This window comes from Ralstonia sp. AU12-08 (assembly GCF_000442475.1).
Classification (GTDB): domain Bacteria; phylum Pseudomonadota; class Gammaproteobacteria; order Burkholderiales; family Burkholderiaceae; genus Ralstonia; species Ralstonia insidiosa.
In genome coordinates this window covers 288599-306565 of sequence record NZ_ASZV01000047.1, presented here as the reverse complement: position 1 = coordinate 306565, position 17967 = coordinate 288599, and the positions used below count along the sequence as shown (strand labels likewise).

The window sequence follows — 17967 nt, the reverse complement described above, 5'->3', positions numbered from 1 at the left end:
ATTAGGCGCATCAGCAAACTCTGATTTGTCTCGCAAACCATTGCTTCAGTTGAAAGCGGCCTCGTAGACTCCGGGTGCCGCTTTCGTGCCATGAGAGAAAGCGGCCGAGGATTGGAACCCTCGGCAATACCCGGCAAGGACTGAGCACAAGTCCTTGTCGTCAATCTCCCGTGGCCGCTCTCCCTTATGGGCGAGCCTGGCAGGGACGGCCTTGCGCCGATCGAGTGGTATTGCTCGGGTTCCAACCTTGTCAGTGCTCGCCCACCCTCCCCCCGGGTGGCGAGTTTCCTCAATTCGACGGAGACATCGCCATGACAGACCCCCAAGCCATTCCCGATATTCGCCGCTATCAGGCGCATGCTGAGTTGTTCGACAAACTCTCGAAGCTGCGGGCGTTTTTGAGCATGTTGCACGCCAGTGGCTTTGAGCATTTCCGTGCGATGGACGAGACGCGGCAGGCGGAATATCTGTGGACGTGTTTGGATTATGCGGAAGGGGCGTATACGGCGCTGACGGTTTGGGATGGGATTGATACGGCAGCGAGTGAAGACGCGAAATTCAGCGCCTTGTAAGTAGGCAAGAATCCCCTGAGTGGCTCCGTCACATGCCTCGGCTAGGATTCCAGTCGCAGCGCAAAGCAATCAGGAAAATGCCGGGCAAAAGAACTGGGGGGATTCATGTCGTATCGCATGCAGCGACTAGCTTGCATCGTGCCGTTTGTACTGCTGACGGGATGCGCCACACCACCGCCACCGCTGGCGGACGTCAAGGTGCCTGCCAGCGGATGCAACGAGCCTCCACCGGTCTATCCGGTTGAAGCTCGAATAGCGCGGGCTGGAGGCCGGGTTGTTGCCTCTGCCGTCATCGAGGTAGACGGGACAATCACCGAAGCGGAGATCAGCGAGTCTTCTGGGAATGCCCTGCTTGATGGAGCCGCACTGCGTACGGTTCAGTCGATGAAGTGCGCCCCGGTTAAAGACCATGAAACGGGCAAAGCGAAGCGCGTTTCCTTCTCGAGGGTCTATGTTTTCGGCGTGGACGAAGCCTCCATCCGCATGAAGGCTTCGTCCTCAGGCTTGTCTTCGGCAACGGCTGCTTATGCTGAACAGATCCGTACCAAGGTGAGGTCAAACCTTGTGATCGCGGACGACACCCTCCCGGGTGACATCAGCGCGGTGGTCAGAGTGTTGCTTGGTCCAGATGGTGCAGTGCTGCGCACCACGCTGCAAAAATCCAGCGGTGTGAAGACCTATGACGATGCCGTGCTCCAGGCGATAGAGCGCTCGTCTCCATTGCCCCTGGAGAAGCCTGGGCAGGTTGGCAGCAGGACGGTTGTTCTTACGTTCAAGCCTTAGTGGTTGGCTATCCGGATTGCGGTGTGTTTGCCTACATCGAAATCCGGCTTTAAGGTGCCGTGTTAACAGAGCAAGGAGGCAACCATGAGCAATTACAGAAAACTCGCGGCAATGGTTGTCGTTGCCTCCTTCACGGCGGCAGCGCTGGCGATGTCTCCGACACCTGTGCCGTGGGGTTACCCCGCGCTGGACGCGCTTTGCCTCCTACAGGAAGCCGCGGCTGTTGACGGTGTTTCGGGTGCCTACCCGATCGGGGCGACCGCCGAAACGAAGTTCGGCAAGTGGACCTGCACGAAGGTTGTGGTGAGCCAGTCTCCCGTGAAAACTGGCGGTGTTTGGGTGCAGAAGTAGCAAGGAGGGCGTGTGGGTCATCCACAGCTCAATCCGAATAACCTCATCGACGAGTCACAACCGTATCCACCTGCCCGTAAACTCTCGTACTGGAGATCGTAAATGGCAGAAGAGAACATTAGTTGCGCTTTTCTTCGTCACAACGCGGCCAAACACTTCCTGTGCTTGAGCTACAAGGCGGTGCATCAGCGCGGAGAGCCTGGTTTCGGCTTTGCATCATGTTTTGTCGTGGAAATCGAGGGGCTTTGGTTTCTCTGCACTGCCGGTCACGTGATTAATGGGCTCAAGGCAGCCCAAGAAAATGGGATCGCTCTTACTGAGTTCAGGTTGCAGGACAAGCTGGCTGGCAACGACCATCCATTCGGGGTCCCGTACGCTTTTGACTTAGGCGATTGGATGGTGATCGACGACGATGCCATCGGTGTTGATTTCGCGGCGGCACCACTCTCTGCATTGTTTGTTGCCAACCTGCGCGTAGGTGGAGTCAAGGCAATTGAAGAGATGGCTTGGGGCCCGCCACCTCTTGACCTATATAAACCGTGGTTGCTTGCTGGGATTCCCTCGGAAACGCACACTCACGTCGGCAACAAGCACATAGTGAAACTCACAATCGTGCCGCTTCAGCCCTCGGCCGCACCGCCTTCTTCGGCACCGCTAGCCACGACGGAAAAAGTGTTTGGCAAGCTTGTAGAGCGGCCAGATATCGATGGTGCTTCTGTCAACGACATTGATGGTATGAGTGGTGCTCCGGTATTTGGGATTAAGGAAGTAGACGGCGTACTGCGGTACTGGCTTATAGGTGTGCAGAGCTCTTGGTACCCGACATCTCGCGTAGTAGCGTTTTGCCCGATGTCATATCTCTTGGATGCATTGAAGGTCGGGATTCGGCGCTGACGGTTTGGGATAGGATTGACGTGCTGGAAAATGATGAGGCCATCTTCAATACTTCGTGAACGTGTAACGTAGTACCGTATGTCACCTCAAAACATGATCGCTCTGGAGCCATATGTTCTGTCCAGCATGCAATACCCAAAATTCCGCAACCAGCGTGAACTGCATCCAATGCGGAACGACCCTTATCTATGAAGCCAAAGGGCACTCCACCTCATACATTCAGGGCGCCCAGTTGGTTGACTCGAGAATCTATGGTCTCGTGGGCTGCGTCGTTTGCCTGGGCCTTGCATTCGTCTTGCTGAATACTGTGCTGTCCGAGCTGTCTCTGAATGAGCATCTCGTCTATCTGGGCAGCATCGTCGTTGGTGGTATTGCTGGCCGAGTCGTTGCTTGGAGGAAATGGCGTGCACTCCTGCAAGCGTCGAAATCATCGTCTTGATACTCCGTGATGAGTTTGGGGTGGTCGGATTACCGACCAAGAAGTGACGCATAACATTCGATCTACAAAGCCCCTAAGCCGTGCACAGATAATGAAAACCAATTGGCAGTTGATCGGACCGATTCTAATTTTCTTGCTACCGATTCTGGCTTGGATCTTTTACGAGATTGGGCGTCTCATCGATAGAGTGAGTGGGCGACCAACCGTGAACGGCGCATCGGTATACAACTGGCTTAGTCTCGCCGCCGCATTCGTGATTGGATGGGGGGCGGGCCCTGACGCCTTGGGTGTTCTGATTGTTGCATTGATCCCATCGTGGATTGTCGCAAGTCGCCTCTCAAAAAAGTATCGCGAGCGGAAGCATTCTGTGTCCGATCAACGGTAGCGCTGGGGGGGGGGGCTAACGGGATGTCGGTGAACCTTTACGTGATCTACTCGCGAGGTGATCGAGTTCTCCTGTCGCGGCAGAACTATGAGTCGTGGCAGCAAATTCAGGAGGAGGTTGCCGACTACATGACTTCCCTCGGACCTTGGTCCGTGGAAGAAACGGTCGACTATCTGAACACTGAGCATCCTGGGCTTGAGCCGAGTGCTGCCGAGCAAGTTCGCGCGCTTATGGTGTCCACCGAATCGATCGCCAGCCTGCGATTCAAGCAAGCCTAGTCCGGTGCGATCAGTAGTGGCCTAGGCATCCGCCCATTTTTACACCGCGTTTACACCCCTCCCCCCAACCTTTACCCCGTTTTTACCCCCCTTTCCCTAATGTTGCACTGCACGCAGGCCCACTGACGGGAGCCCGCGTGCACGCCGCATCCGGTTCCAGTCGGGCGCTTGAGCGCCGGGCCGGGCGGCACCTAAAAAAACAAGGGAAAGGTCCATGCAAGCCAAACAGGTTTCTTTGCGCGCCACCGTCATCGGTGGCGTTGTCATGTGTGCCGCAGCGCTCTCCAGCGCGGCCGCTTTTGCGCAGTCCAACGATGCAGCCCCGGCACCGGCCGCGGCACCCGCCAGCCCGCTGACGGCCAACGTCACGCTGGCCAGCCAGTACCGCTATCGCGGGATCATGCAAACCAACAACAAGCCGGCCATCCAGGGCGGCGTGGATTACGCCATTCCGGGTGGCGTGCTGCCCGAGGGCTTCTACGTCGGCAACTGGAACTCGTCGATCAGCTGGCTGGGGGATTCCAACCCCAACGTGTCCGCCCCCATCGAGATGGATTTTTACGGCGGCTACAAGACCGAGCTGATGAAGGACGTGCCCATCGACGTGGGCGTGCTGCAGTACTACTACCCGGGCAGCTACCCCGACGGCTACACCCGCCCGCACACCACCGAGGGCTATGCACAGATCGGCTATGGCCCGGTCTCGTTCAAGTACTCGCACGCGTTCTCCAACCTGTTCGGTTTTGCCGATAGCCACCACAGCCAGTACTTCGACCTGTCGGGCAACTTCGACACCGGCTTCTGGGGCCTGACCCTGAACCTGCACGTGGGTTATCAACAAGTGCCGCACCAAGTGGTGCGCACGTCCTATGCCGATTGGAAAGTGGGCGTAACGAAGGATTTTGGTTCGGGCTGGACAGCGTCTTTGTCCTACATCGACACCAACGCATCGCGTCTGGCCTACACCAATACACGGGGCAGCTACATGGGTAAGGCCACCGCCCTGCTCGCTGTGACCAAAACGTTCTAACCAACTGACAGATAAAGGGGAGCGCTCATGGACTTCGTTTACCTCGCCGGCCTCGCGGTGCTGGCCTTGGCAGTGGGCGGGCTGCTCGCCCTGACTGCCCGGCTTGCCACGCGTGATCAGCCCACCACGCACGCCACGGAGAAAAAGCAATGACCTGGCTCTATGTCTTGTCCGGGGCCATCACGGTGGTCCTGCTCGTCTATTTGTTCGTGGCCCTGCTGTGGCCCGAACGCTTCTAATAACAACGCGAGGCACACCATGAATGCGTTCCTCCTCCAGCTGGCGATCTACCTGGTCGTGCTGCTGGTTCTGGCCAGGCCGCTCGGCTCGTACATGGCCGGCGTGTTTGGCGATAAACCTTCGCGCACCCACTGGCTCGGTCCGATCGAGCGCTTCTTCTATCGCATTGCCGGCGTCAACCCGCAGGCAGAGATGGGCTGGAAGCGCTATGCGGTGGCGGTCATCGTCGTCAACGTGCTGGGCGCGCTGGCGGTGTATGCGCTGCAGCGACTGCAGCAGTGGCTGCCGCTCAACCCGCAGGCCTTTGGCGCGGTCACGCCGGATTCGTCGTTCAACACGGCCATCAGCTTTGTTGCCAACACCAACTGGCAGGGCTACTCGGGCGAGTCCACGATGAGCTATCTCACGCAGATGCTCGGGCTGGCGGTGCAGAACTTCCTGTCGGCCGCCACGGGCATTGCGGTGGTGATTGCGCTCATCCGCGGTTTTGCGCGCCATTCGGCCAAGACCATCGGTAACTTCTGGGTCGATTTCACGCGCGCCACGGTGTACGTGCTGCTGCCGCTGTCGATCATCGTGGCGGTGTTCTTCGTGAGCCAGGGCGTGATCCAGAACTTCGATGCGTACAAGGACGTGACCACCGTCACGGCCACCACGTACGACAACCCGAAGCTGGACGCCAGCGGCCAGCCGCTCAAGGATGCCCAGGGCAACCCCGTGACGGAAAAGGCCACCACGCAAACGCAGACCCTGCCGATGGGCCCGGTTGCCTCGCAAGAGTCGATCAAGATGCTGGGCACCAACGGTGGTGGCTTCTTCAATGCCAACTCGGCCCACCCGTACGAGAACCCCAACGCGCTGACGAACTTCGTGCAGATGCTCGCCATCTTCATCATCCCGGCGGCGCTGTGCTTCACGTTTGGCGGCATGGTGGGCGATGGCCGGCAAGGCTGGGCGGTGCTGGCGGCCATGACGGTGCTGTTTGTGGTGCTGGCCATCTTCCTGGCGTGGGCGGAGCTGCATGCCAACCCGATGCTCGCCAACCTCGGCATCGACCAGGCGGTGGGCAACATGGAGGGCAAGGAAACGCGCTTCGGCATCGTGGCCTCGTCGCTGTTTGCCACCATCACCACGGCGGCGTCGTGCGGTGCGGTCAATGCCATGCATGACTCGCTGACTGCGCTGGGCGGCTTCGTGCCGATGTTCCTGATGCAGCTGGGCGAAGTGGTGTTTGGCGGTGTGGGCTCGGGCCTGTACGGCATGCTGGTGTACGCCATCCTGGCCGTGTTCATTGCGGGCCTGATGATCGGCCGCACACCGGAATACCTCGGCAAGAAGATCGAGGTGTTCGAGATGAAGATGACGTCCATCGCCATTCTCGTCACGCCGCTGCTGGTGCTCGTGGGCACAGCCGTTGCCGTGCTGGCTGCGGGTGGCAAGGCGGGCATCTTCAACCCCGGCACGCACGGCTTCTCTGAAGTGCTGTACGCGTTCTCTTCGGCCGCCAACAACAACGGCAGCGCGTTTGCGGGCCTGTCTGCCAACACGCCGTTCTACAACGTGGCGCTGGGCATTGCCATGTGGCTGGGCCGCTTCTGGATCATCGTGCCGGTGCTGGCCATGGCAGGCACGTTTGCCGCCAAGAAGCGCCTGCCGGTGACGGTCGGCACGCTGCCCACGCACGGGCCGTTGTTTGTCGTGCTGCTGATCGGTTCGGTGCTGCTGGTGGGTGCGCTCACGTACATCCCGGCGCTGGCGCTCGGCCCCATCGCAGAACACCTCGCACGCTAACGCGCACTGCAAACTCAATATCAACAGGTGCCTTATGGCTATCCGTTACCCAGAATCAGAACCTGCCGTGCGTACGGTCAAGCACAAGCTTGATGGCGGTACCGCTGCCACCACCGCTGTGCACCATGGCGGCCATCAACCGCTGTCGGCCAAGGAAGTGCGCAAGCTGTCGATGTTCTCGTCGGCGTTGGTCAAGCCGGCCATTGTCGACAGCTTCCGCAAGCTGTCGCCGCGTGCGCAGGCCAAGAACCCGGTGATGTTCGTTGTCTATGTCGGCAGCATTCTCACCACCATTCTGTGGATCATGGCCCTGCGCGGCCAGGCCGAAGCCCCAGCGGGCTTCATCCTCGCCGTGTCGGTGTGGCTGTGGTTCACCGTGCTGTTCGCCAACTTTGCTGAAGCCCTGGCTGAGGGCCGCAGCAAGCAGCAGGCGGCATCGCTGCGCGGCATCAAGACCACGGTGCAAGCGAAGGTGCTGTCGGATGCGCGCCGCCGTGACCGCGTGGAAGCCCGCGCCGCCACCGCACTGCGCCGTGACGACATCGTCCTCATCGAAGCCGGCGACATGGTCCCCGGTGACGGCGAGGTGATCGAAGGCGTGGCCTCGGTGGATGAAAGCGCCATCACGGGCGAATCCGCACCGGTCATCCGTGAGTCGGGCGGTGACTTCTCGTCGGTGACGGGCGGCACGCGCGTGCTGTCGGACTGGATCGTCGTGCGCATCACCGCCAACCCGGGCGAGAGCTTCCTGGATCGGATGATCTCGATGGTGGAAGGCGCCAAGCGCCAGAAGACCCCCAACGAGCTGGCGCTGACGATTCTGCTGGTGAGCCTGACCATCATCCTGATGCTGGCCACCGTCACGCTGCTGCCGTACTCGCTGTTCTCGGTGGAAGCCATGAAGGCCGGCTCGCCGATCACGATTACGGTGCTGGTGGCGCTGCTGGTGTGCCTGATCCCGACCACCATCGGCGGGTTGCTGTCGGCCATTGGTGTGGCAGGCATGAGCCGCATGATGCAAGCCAACGTAATCGCCACGTCGGGCCGCGCCGTGGAAGCCGCTGGTGACGTGGATGTGCTGCTGCTCGACAAGACCGGCACGATCACGCACGGCAACCGTCAGGCATCGCGCTTCATTCCTGCGCCGGGCGTGAGTGCCAAGGCACTGGCCGAAGCCGCATGGCTGTCGTCGCTGGCCGATGAAACGCCGGAAGGCCGCAGCATCGTCACGCTCGCACGCAACCTGGGCGAAGCGTCCATCGACGAAGCCGCGCTGGCTAAGACGCAGCCCGTGTACGTCGCCTTCTCTGCGCAAACGCGCATGAGCGGTATCAACGTGGGCCACAACGGCGAGGCTCGCCAGATCCGCAAGGGCGCAGCCGATGCCATCCGCACGCACGTCACGCTGCTGGCCGGCAAGTTTCCGGAAGCCGTATCGACTGCGGTGGATGACGTGGCCCGCGCAGGCGGCACGCCGTTGGTGGTGTCCGACAACGACCGCGTGCTCGGCGTGGTGGAGCTGAAGGACATCGTCAAGGCCGGCATTCGCGAGCGCTTTGCCGAACTGCGCCAGATGGGCATCAAGACGGTGATGATCACCGGCGACAACCGCCTGACCGCCGCCTCCATCGCCGCAGAAGCCGGTGTGGATGACTTCATCGCCGAAGCTACGCCCGAGACCAAGCTCGCGCTCATCCGTGAGCAGCAGGCCCAAGGCCGCCTTGTCGCCATGACCGGTGACGGCACCAACGATGCCCCTGCACTTGCACAAGCTGACGTGGCCGTCGCCATGAACAGCGGCACGCAGGCTGCCAAGGAGGCCGGCAACATGGTCGACCTGGATTCCAGCCCGACCAAGCTGATCCAGATTGTTGAGATCGGCAAGCAGATGCTGATGACGCGCGGCTCGCTGACCACGTTCTCGATCGCCAACGATGTGGCGAAGTACTTCGCCATCATCCCGGCCGCGTTTGCGACGACGTATCCGCAACTCGCAGCGCTGAATGTCATGCATCTGGCCACGCCCGCCTCGGCCGTGATGAGTGCGGTGATCTTCAACGCGCTGATCATCGTGTTCCTGATTCCGCTGGCACTGAAGGGCGTGAAGTACCGCGCGCTGGGGGCCGCCACGCTGCTGCGCCGCAACCTCTTGATCTACGGCCTGGGCGGCCTGCTGCTGCCCTTCCCGGGCATCAAGATCATCGACATGTTCCTGGCCGCAATGGGCTGGGTGTAAGCAAGGAGTGCATTCATGGCAACCACAACAACGCAACCTGTGCAGGCTGACGTGCCGCAACAAGGTGGGCTGCTGCGCGCGGCGCTGGTGGTCTTCGTTGGCTTGTCGCTCATCACTGGCGTGCTGTATCCGGTGGTGGTAACGGGCATCGGCAAGGGGCTGTTTCCGGCGCAGGCCGGTGGCTCGATCATCGAGCGTCATGGCAAACCGGTGGGCTCATCGCTGATCGGGCAGAACTTTGATACGCCGCAGTATTTCTGGGGGCGCATCTCGGCCACCTCGCCCAACCCGTACAACGCGCAGGCTTCGGGCGGCTCCAACCTTGGCCCGAGCAATCCGGCGTTGACGGATGCAGCCAAGGCGCGCATTGCAGCGCTCAAGGAAGCGGACCCGACGAACACGGCGCCGATTCCGGCCGACCTGGTAACGGCTTCGGGTAGCGGCCTGGACCCGCATATCAGCCCGGCGGCTGCTGCGTACCAAGTTGAGCGTGTGGCGAAGGCGCGCAACATGCCGGTCGAGACCGTGAAGAAGGTCGTGGCTGAAAACACCAAGGGGCCGATTCTGGGGCTGTTTGGGGAGCCGGTCGTCAATGTGCTGGAGCTCAACCTGGCGTTGGATGATTTGAAGTGAGCAGGTGAGGTTTATTGAGTCGGGCCTTGGTGGTACGTCCCCTATTTCGTGCCCTGCCGGGCCCGACTCACTTTCTTTGTCTTGCCAAAGAAAGTAAGCAAAGAAAGGCGCGCCCGAGATGGCGACTTCCCCTTGGATTTTTGTAACCGGTCGGAGGAGGACCGAGACTCGGCCCTAAAGGGCCTCAGACAGCGGTCCTCCTTTTTTCCGCCCGCTTACAAAAATCCAAGGCGCCATCAAGGGCATGAACGGCCAAACCGTTGGTTCACAAGCGGCAACGCAAGTGGACCAACGGTTTGGTTTTTGTCGTTTGACGTTCCTGCCCTATGCGGCGCCTTGAATTTCTGTTGCAAGGAGGAAAAAGAGGGGAGGCTGTCTGAGCGCAGCGAGTTTGCCTCCCCTCCCTCCTTGCGACATAAATTCAAGGAGTGTTTCGCCGCATCGGGCGCGCCTTTCTTTGCTTACTTTCTTTGGCAAGACAAAGAAAGTGAGTCAGCCCCGGCAGGGGATGAAACAAGGGATGGACCATCCACATAAAAACCACCCACAATAAACCGCATGGAATCCGCCCGCCCTAACCCCGACGCCCTCCTGGCCGAACTCCAATCCGACAAGGAGCACGCCTCCCGCGGCAAGCTGCGCATCTACTTCGGCGCCTCAGCAGGCGTAGGCAAAACCTACGCCATGCTGTCCGCAGCCAAGGCGGCACGTGCACAAGGCATCGACGTCATCATCGGCCTGGTCGAAACCCACGGCCGATCAGAAACCGCCGCGCTGGTCGCTGACCTGGAACACCTCCCCACCCGCCAGATCGAATACAAGGGCCGCGCCCTCCCCGAGTTCGATCTGGATGCCGCGCTGGCCCGCAAGCCCGCCCTCATCCTCGTTGACGAGCTTGCCCACTCCAACGTTGCGGGCTCGCGCCACCCCAAACGCTGGCAAGACATCGAAGACCTGCTCGCCGCCGGCATCGACGTGTGGACCACCGTCAACGTCCAGCACCTCGACAGCCTGAACGAGGCGGTGGGCAGCATCACCGGCATCCGCGTATGGGAGACCGTGCCCGACGCGGTGTTCGACAGTGCCAATGAGGTCATCCTCGTCGACCTGCCCGCCGACGAACTGCTGCGCCGCCTGGCCGAGGGCAAGGTCTACATGCCCGAGCAGGCGCAGCACGCGGCGCGCAATTTCTTCCGCAAGGGCAACCTCATCGCCCTGCGCGAACTTGCCCTGCGCCGCACCGCCGACCGCGTGGACGACGACGTGCAGGCCTACCGCCGTGCACGCCGCATCGAAAACGTCTGGCGCACCCGCGAGACCATCGTCGCGTGCCTGGACCCACAGGGCGACGGCGAACAGGTGATCCGTAGCGCCGCGCGCCTGGCCGCCCAGCTCGAATGCGACTGGCACGCCGTGGCGGTGGTGATGCCGCATCTGCGCGCTGCAGATGGCCGTGCCGAACGCCTGCACGCCCTGCTCAAGCTGGCCGAAGATGCCGGCGCCAAGGTGGAAACACTGGCCGGCACGAACGCGATCGAGGCCATCACGGGCTACATCCGCCGCCACAACATCACCAAGGCGGTGATCGGGCGGCCGCCGGAGAAGCGCTGGCGCTCGCCGCGTGCCGTGGTTGTGGCGCTGCGCCTCGCCATCGGGCTGGAGCGCCGCCTGCCCAGCGGCGACTTTGCGGAAGCGCTCGCACGGCACTGCCCGGAGGTGGATGTGATTCGCGCGGCGGCGGACCCGGCGCGCATCCAGCTCACGCCCAAGGCGGCGGTGTTTGGGCGTGCGGATGTCCGCACCGAGGTCGAGCGTGCGGCCGACGCCCAACCCGGTTGGCTGACACCGGGTTATCTGGCCGCGGGGGTGTACGTGGGGATTGCCACCGCGCTCTCCAGCCTGGTGCGCCCGGTGTTCGACCTGGCCAACATCGTCATGCTGTTTCTGGCCGCCGTGGTGGCGGTGGCGATGCGCCACGGGCGCGGGCCGGCGGCGCTGGCGTCGGTGCTGTCGGTGGCGCTGTTCGACTTCTTTTTCGTGCCGCCGCGCTGGTCGTTTGCCGTGAGCGACGTGCAGTACCTGCTGACCTTTGCCGTGATGTTGGCGGTGGGTTTGCTGGTGGGGCAGCTCACGGCGGGCCTGCGTGAACAGGCGGAAGCTGCCGTGCAGCGCGAGGCCGCCGCGCGTGCGCTGTACGAGGCGGCTCGCGAGCTGTCTGCCGCGCTCACGCTGGACCAGATCGTCAGCATTGGCGGGCGCTTCGTCAACGCGACGTTTGGTGGGCGTTGCGCGTTCTTCTTCGTCGGGCTGGATGGCCGGCTGGGCGCACCGCAAATCGCCAAGCCGGAGGGCGCCGCTGCGGTGTCCGGGGTGTCCAATGCCGCGCAGAATTCGGCACCCTCGGGCATGCCCAACCTCGACCGCGTGTTGGCCGATTGGACGTATCAGCATGGCCAGCCTGCAGGCACCGGCACCCACACGCTGCCCTCGGGCTCGGTGCTGTACCTGCCGCTGAAAGCGCCGATGGCGATTCGCGGTGTGCTGGCTGTGGAGCCCGAGGCCTTCCAGGTGCTCGCCCAGCCCGACAGCCGCCGCCAGATCGACGCCTGCGCCACGCTCATCGCCATTGCCATCGAGCGCGTGCACTACGTGGAGATCGCGCAGGATGCGCTGGTGCGCATTGAATCGGAGCGGCTGCGCAATTCACTGCTGGCGGCGGTGTCGCACGACCTGCGCACGCCGCTGACCGGGCTGGTGGGCATGGCCGAGACGCTCACGCGCCCGCAGCCGAACCAGCCACCGCTTTCGCCGCTGCAGGCGGAAGCCGCCGCCGCTATCGGCCAGCAGGCGCAGCGCATGCGCACGATGGTCACGAACCTGCTCGACATGGCGCGCCTGCAGAACCGCGAGGTCAAGCTCCGGCAGGAGTGGCAGTCGATCGAAGAGTTGGTCGGCGCGGCGCTGCAGACCATTCCCCTGCCCGATCACCGCGTGGTGGTGGACGACATGGCAGACCTGCCGCTGGTGCGCTGCGACGGCCCGCTCATGGAGCGCGTGCTGTCCAACCTGCTGGAGAACGCCGGCAAGTTTGCGCCGGCCGGCACCGAGGTGCGTATCTCTGCGGCGATCGTGCACGACGACAAGCGCGGCCAGGAACTGCGCCTGCAGGTGCGTGACCACGGCCCCGGCGTGCCGGCTGGCAGTGAGCGGATCATCTTCGAGAAGTTCACACGCGGCGAGAAGGAATCGGCCACCACCGGCGTCGGCCTGGGCCTGGCGGTGTGCGAGGCGATCGTCAGCGCGCACAACGGCCGCATCTGGGTCGAGAAGCCCACGGATGGCGGTGCGTGCTTCGTCGTCGCCCTGCCCGCCGCCGAGCCGCCGCCCGTGGAAGTGGACGAGACCGAGTAGGCCAACCGCAACATCACCGCCTACCGCAAACCGGCATGGTGCTTGGCTTTGCACCGTTGCTCGGCATATCGACATACCGAAAATATCGTTCGGCTGTCGGCGTCTCTATGACAGGATCACGTTACACACCGCCCGCTACCCGCGGGCGGCTTTCGTTCACGTATCCACGACAAAATCGACGAGGTTTCTCCATGTCTCTGTTCTCCCGCCTTGCGCGTGTGGCCGTACCGGCCATTGCGTTTGCCGCTGCTGCCACCCTGTCTGCTGCAGCCAACGCCGACACCAAGCAGGTCAAGCTCGGCACCATGAGCGGCCCCGATGCGCAAATCTGGGAAGTCGTGCAGAAGGTCGCCAAAAAGGACGGCCTGGACGTCAAGATCATCGAGTTCAACGATTACGCCCAACCCAACCCCGCGCTCGACGCAGGTGACCTGGATGCCAACGGCTTCCAGCACCAGCCCTTCCTCGACAGCCAGATCCAGGCGCGCCACTACAAGATCGTCAACGTGGGCCTGACCTACGTGGCACCGATGGGCTTCTACTCGAAGAAGATCAAGTCGTTTGCCGAGCTCAAGGAAGGCGCCAAGGTCGGTATCCAGAACGACCCGTCCAACGGCAACCGTGCCCTGCTGCTGCTGCAGAAGTCTGGCGTGATCAAGCTGAAAGCTGGTGCGGGCACCAACGGCAACAACGCCACCCCGCGCGACGTGGTCGAGAACCCCAAGAAGATCAAGCTGATCGAGCTGGATTCGGCCCAGTTGCCGCGCTCGCTGGATGACCTGGACGCCGCCTCCATCAACACCGACTACGCGGTCAAGAACAACCTGTCGCCCACCAAGGACGCGATTGCGCTGGAAGACCGCCAGGGCCCGTACGCCAACCTGATCGCCGTGCGTGAGAAAGACAAGAACCAGCCGTGGGTGAAGACGCTGGTGCACGCCTACCAGTCGGAAGAGGTGCGCAAGTTCATCGACACGCAGTTCAAGGGCGCGATCCTGCCGGCGTTTTAATCGATACGCTCTGAGTGAGCGGATACTTTCTGGCTTGAACTAGAAGCTGTTGGCGGCGCGCTGTGGGAAGACTGAATTCTCACAGCGCGCTGCGTCATTTGTTGCGCCGCGTCATCTTCTGGCGGGTGCAATCGTTTTCGCCACCCGTGGCGCCCTCGCAACGCTTGTGGCCGCTTTGCTGCATTAAGTAGTTCTACGTTATTGCAACGCAGCAAATCATTCGCTATAGTAGGAACTGTCTCCTCCACCCTCCTTGGTGGATTGTGGCCCGAGCACCTGGTGCTCGGGCTTTTTTCTTTGGCGCGTCCGATTGCTGTTCTTCGCGGCCGCCTTGCCTCCTGGCCGATTCCGGCTACGCTGTTTTCCTGGTCCCAAACCTCTGGGCGTTGCCCGATCGCAACGAGCACTTTTTTCAATCGCCTGCTTTAAGCCGCCATTCCAGCCCAAGGGCCGTGTGTCGGACAGCACCATTGAAAGCGTCGTTTGAATCACGCCAGTGTCTCGAATTTGTGCGTAACCACGCGCTTTGTGCTTTTAACATCGCGAAACCGCGTCAGTTTTTGTCCTACAAGCGATTCGGCGTCATCCGGACAGTCCGATGGGGACCCCTCCACTAAACTTCACCTTGCTCTCTCTTTAGAGAGCACTCCCCCCCTTTTGAGCCCGCCCCTGTTGCGGGCTTCATTTTTTTAAGGCACGATTTCTGATATCCCGACACCGTCGACACCGGATGTCGGAAGCTCAAAAGGTTGGGGGAATCGCTCAAGGCCCGCGCAGTTGAAAAGCTGCGCGGGCTTTGTTTTTCTGGCGTCGCCGCCTGACAAGGGGCGCGCGCAGTGCTTCAATGACGGCACGCAGCGGATGCAGCACGGCGCAAAAACGGGATGCGCCCTCCGCCTCATACCTACAACAAGAAGGACTGGTCGATGGAAGGTTTCGCACAACTCGCCGTGCTGGTGGTGGATGACCACCCCGTGCAACGCGCCGCCGCAAGGCAGCTGCTCCATACGCTGGGCGTGCAGCAGATCCTGACCGCCTGCGACGGCCGCGAGGCGCTTTACCTGCTCCAGCTCTGCCATGTCGACCTTGTCCTGTGCGACATCGACATGCCTGGCATGAACGGCCCCCAACTGATGGAACAGCTGCTGCTACGCGGCGGCAAGGTGTTCCCCCGGCAGGCGCCCGTATGGGCATGGGTCAGCGCCATGGATGCACCCATCGTCGAGTCGCACGTGAGCCTGGCCGATGCCGTTGGCCTGACCCACACGCACGGCGTGCAGAAGCCGCTGCGCCCCGCGCACGTACTGCCGTTGCTGGAAGACGCCGCCGCGCGCGAACGCAATCCCGCTCCCGCCGCGCCGCTTGGCACGCCGCAATTTTCCGACGACGAGCTTGCTGCGCTGATCAACGAGACACCCGAGCAGATCGACGTGGTCTTGCAACCGCAGCATGATCTCGCCAGCGATCAGATTGTCGGCGCCGAGGCGCTGTGCCGGTGGATCCATCCGGTGCATGGGCGCGTGTCGCCGGCGGCATTTGTGCCGCGCCTGGAGGCACTGGGGCTGGCCGATGGCCTGTTCTTCCACGTGCTGGAGCACTGCGTGCGTGTGCAGCACGCGCTGGCCGCGCACGCGCATCCGGTGCCGATTGGCGTGAATGCCTCCGCGCAAACGCTCAGCCGCCCTGGCACCATCGAGCGGGTCGAATCCATCGTGCGGGAAGCGCGCATTGCACCGGCCTCCATCAGCCTGGAACTCACCGAAGATTCACCGGTGCCGGATGCCACGCAACTGATCATCGCACTCAACCGCCTGCGCCTGCTTGGCCATCCGCTGGCCATCGACGATTTTGGCGTGGGCATTGCCACCCTCAAGCTGCTGGCGGACCTGCCCTTTACCATCCTCAAGATCGACCGATCGTTTACAGCTGCCGTCAACCAGACCAGCCAGCGCGGCGTGATCTGCCGCACCATGATCGAGCTGGCACGCACGCTGCACCTGGAGTGCATCGCGGAAGGGGTGGAAACCAATGCGCAGCGCCAGACCTTGCGCACACTGGGCTGTGCGACGGGACAGGGCTATCTGTGGGCGGCGCCCTTGTCGACCACGGCCTTCCTGGCGCATGTGCAGGCAGCGGCCTGATTCAGTTTCGTGCAGCCCTGATTGAAACGGCTTCTGCCCCGAAAGGTTACGGGGCGGCCAAAGTAAGAAAAGTCTGATCCCATTGGGCATCACGCGTGGGTATGGTTACCGGCACTCTTTGTCGGCTTTCCACACCCATGACGGCTCCGATTGCCTCCCCTCTACCGCGCTTGCGCTTGCAGATCGCTCGCTTCTGCTTCGCTTCGCCGCGTCAATGCCGCGCCCTGATCGACGATGGGCCACGACGCCTCCAGGCGTCCGCGCAGCCTGCGCTTACCTGATCGCACACTATGTCCCCATTCCTATCGATCGTGGCGGCAGACGATCATCCGGTGATCCTGATGGGGCTGACGGCCGCCATCGCGCAGTTTCCGCAGCAGCGCATTGTTGCGCAGGCGCATGATGGGCATGAGTTGCTGCAGGTGCTTGAACATATCGATTGCGATGTCATCGTCACGGACTACCGCATGAATGGGGACCCGGCATTCGACGGCATGTCGCTGCTCGCACGTTTGCGCAAGCAGCATCCAAAGCGGGCGATCGTGGTCTGTACCATGCTCCACAATCCGGCTCTGCTGCGCAGCATGCGGCAGCAGGGCGTGGCTGCCATCGTGAGCAAGAGCGATGACCTGGTCTATGTCGGCCACGCCATCGCCGCGGCCGCGCGTGGTGTGCACTACTACAGCCCCAGCATCCTGGAAGAGAGTGGTCTCAATCCCAACGTGCGCAACGTTTTTGAGACCCTGAGCGCGCGCGAGCGTGAGGTTGTGCGCCTGTATGCCGACGGCATGGCCGTGTCGGAGATTGCGCGCAAACTCGGTTCGAGCGTCAAGACCGTCAGCACCCAGAAGACGGCCGCGCTGCGCAAGCTCGGCTTGGCGCGCGAGATCGATCTTTTCCAGTTTGCCCGAACGAACGGGCTATCCCAGCTCCACTGAGCGCGGCGCGTCAGACGGTGCGGCGGCGGGCCGACAGCGGCAGTGGTTTTGCCGGCGTTGCGGTGGCGGGCGATGCTTCTGCGGCGCGGGCGTCCATCAGCCAACCAAACAGCGGCGTCGCTACCAGGGCACCGACCAGTTGCGCCAGCATGTAGCCAGGCACATCGCCGGGGCGGATGCCCGAGGGGCCATCGGTTAGCGCGCAGGCCAGTGCGAGCGCCGGATTGGCCAGCGAAGACGATGCCGTGAACCAATACCCGGCGGCGATGTAGGTGGCGACCACCAGCGGCAACTGCTTTGGTGCGTGACGGCCGCAGGCGATGCCCACCCCCATCAACCCGAACGTTGCCAAGGCCTCGCTCCACCACAGCGCGGGGCCGGTTGCCACGTGGGTGCCCGCCGACAACGCCGGCATGCCGTACATCGTATGCGCTGCCATCACGCCGAGCACCGCCCCCAGTGCCTGGGCGACGCCATAGGCCAGCGCTTCGCGCCATTGCAGGCGCCCCTGCACCAGCGCCGACAGCGTGACCGCCGGGTTCAGGTGTGCGCCCGATATCGGCCCGAACGCCGTCAGCAACGCGCACAGCCCTGCCCCGCCTGCCAGCGATTGCGCCAGCAGTGTCCACGTGGCATCGCCACCGGAGAGGCGATTTGCGTGGATGCCTGTGCCGATCACCACGGCAATCAGCAACGCCGTGCCAAGCCCCTCCGCAACAAGGCGACGGGCCAGGGAGATGGAAGCCGATGCGGCGGGCGCTGCCGACGATGCGGTGCGAAGCGGAGAAACGGTGGCCATGCGGGAACGGAATGCGGACGATGCAAAGCGCATCGC

The 17967-nt window shown here is 62.4% G+C and carries 16 protein-coding genes; 15 read left to right on the top strand and 1 reads right to left on the bottom strand.

What is annotated here, in order from left to right:
* Positions 1-311 precede the first annotated feature (311 nt).
* From C404_RS53595 to C404_RS53520, 15 genes are all read left to right on the top strand, one after another.
* Positions 312-572 (top strand): hypothetical protein, encoded by a 261-nt coding sequence (locus C404_RS53595; RefSeq protein ID WP_021197080.1) that lies wholly within the window; start codon positions 312-314, stop codon positions 570-572.
* A gap of 105 nt (positions 573-677) precedes the next feature.
* Entirely contained in the window at positions 678-1355 is a 678-nt protein-coding gene (locus C404_RS59600) for a TonB family protein (protein WP_080981151.1), read from the top strand.
* 84 nt (positions 1356-1439) lie between these two features.
* Entirely contained in the window at positions 1440-1706 is a 267-nt protein-coding gene (locus C404_RS53585; RefSeq protein ID WP_021197078.1) for a hypothetical protein, read from the top strand.
* Between the two features lie 102 nt (positions 1707-1808).
* Entirely contained in the window at positions 1809-2600 is a 792-nt protein-coding gene (locus tag C404_RS53580; RefSeq protein WP_021197077.1) for a hypothetical protein, read from the top strand.
* 952 nt (positions 2601-3552) lie between these two features.
* Entirely contained in the window at positions 3553-3702 is a 150-nt protein-coding gene (locus C404_RS60345) for a hypothetical protein (protein ID WP_156669027.1), read from the top strand.
* 214 nt (positions 3703-3916) lie between these two features.
* Complete coding sequence (locus C404_RS53565) at positions 3917-4732, top strand: TorF family putative porin (protein WP_021197074.1); 816 nt, start codon at positions 3917-3919, stop codon at positions 4730-4732.
* A gap of 27 nt (positions 4733-4759) precedes the next feature.
* Positions 4760-4885 (top strand): hypothetical protein, encoded by a 126-nt coding sequence (locus C404_RS60865; RefSeq protein WP_021197073.1) that lies wholly within the window; start codon positions 4760-4762, stop codon positions 4883-4885.
* Complete coding sequence (kdpF, locus tag C404_RS53555) at positions 4882-4971, top strand: K(+)-transporting ATPase subunit F (RefSeq protein WP_004628487.1); 90 nt, start codon at positions 4882-4884, stop codon at positions 4969-4971. The genes C404_RS60865 and kdpF overlap by 4 nt, the downstream gene beginning before the upstream one ends.
* Before the next feature lie 19 nt (positions 4972-4990).
* The gene (gene kdpA / locus C404_RS53550) at positions 4991-6763 is read left to right on the top strand and encodes a potassium-transporting ATPase subunit KdpA (protein ID WP_021197072.1); all 1773 of its coding nucleotides are present in this window, start codon (positions 4991-4993) and stop codon (positions 6761-6763) included.
* 34 nt (positions 6764-6797) lie between these two features.
* Entirely contained in the window at positions 6798-8999 is a 2202-nt protein-coding gene (kdpB, locus tag C404_RS53545; RefSeq protein ID WP_021197071.1) for a potassium-transporting ATPase subunit KdpB, read from the top strand.
* A 15-nt stretch (positions 9000-9014) separates the two neighbouring features.
* Positions 9015-9632, top strand: coding sequence for a potassium-transporting ATPase subunit KdpC (gene kdpC, locus C404_RS53540; protein WP_021197070.1), 618 nt, complete (start codon positions 9015-9017; stop codon positions 9630-9632).
* A gap of 558 nt (positions 9633-10190) precedes the next feature.
* Positions 10191-13043: a sensor histidine kinase gene (locus C404_RS53535; protein ID WP_021197069.1), complete on the top strand. Its 2853-nt coding sequence runs from the start codon at positions 10191-10193 to the stop codon at positions 13041-13043.
* Between the two features lie 191 nt (positions 13044-13234).
* Entirely contained in the window at positions 13235-14053 is an 819-nt protein-coding gene (locus C404_RS53530; protein ID WP_021197068.1) for a MetQ/NlpA family ABC transporter substrate-binding protein, read from the top strand.
* A gap of 926 nt (positions 14054-14979) precedes the next feature.
* Complete coding sequence (locus tag C404_RS53525) at positions 14980-16194, top strand: EAL domain-containing response regulator (protein WP_031330048.1); 1215 nt, start codon at positions 14980-14982, stop codon at positions 16192-16194.
* 290 nt (positions 16195-16484) lie between these two features.
* Entirely contained in the window at positions 16485-17132 is a 648-nt protein-coding gene (locus tag C404_RS53520; RefSeq protein ID WP_021197065.1) for a response regulator transcription factor, read from the top strand.
* A 10-nt stretch (positions 17133-17142) separates the two neighbouring features.
* Here the strand turns inward: C404_RS53520 and C404_RS53515 are convergent, their stop codons facing one another.
* Positions 17143-17931, bottom strand: a complete 789-nt coding sequence (locus C404_RS53515; protein ID WP_052027486.1) for an aquaporin — start codon at positions 17929-17931, stop codon at positions 17143-17145.
* Between the last annotated feature and the right edge of the window lie 36 nt (positions 17932-17967).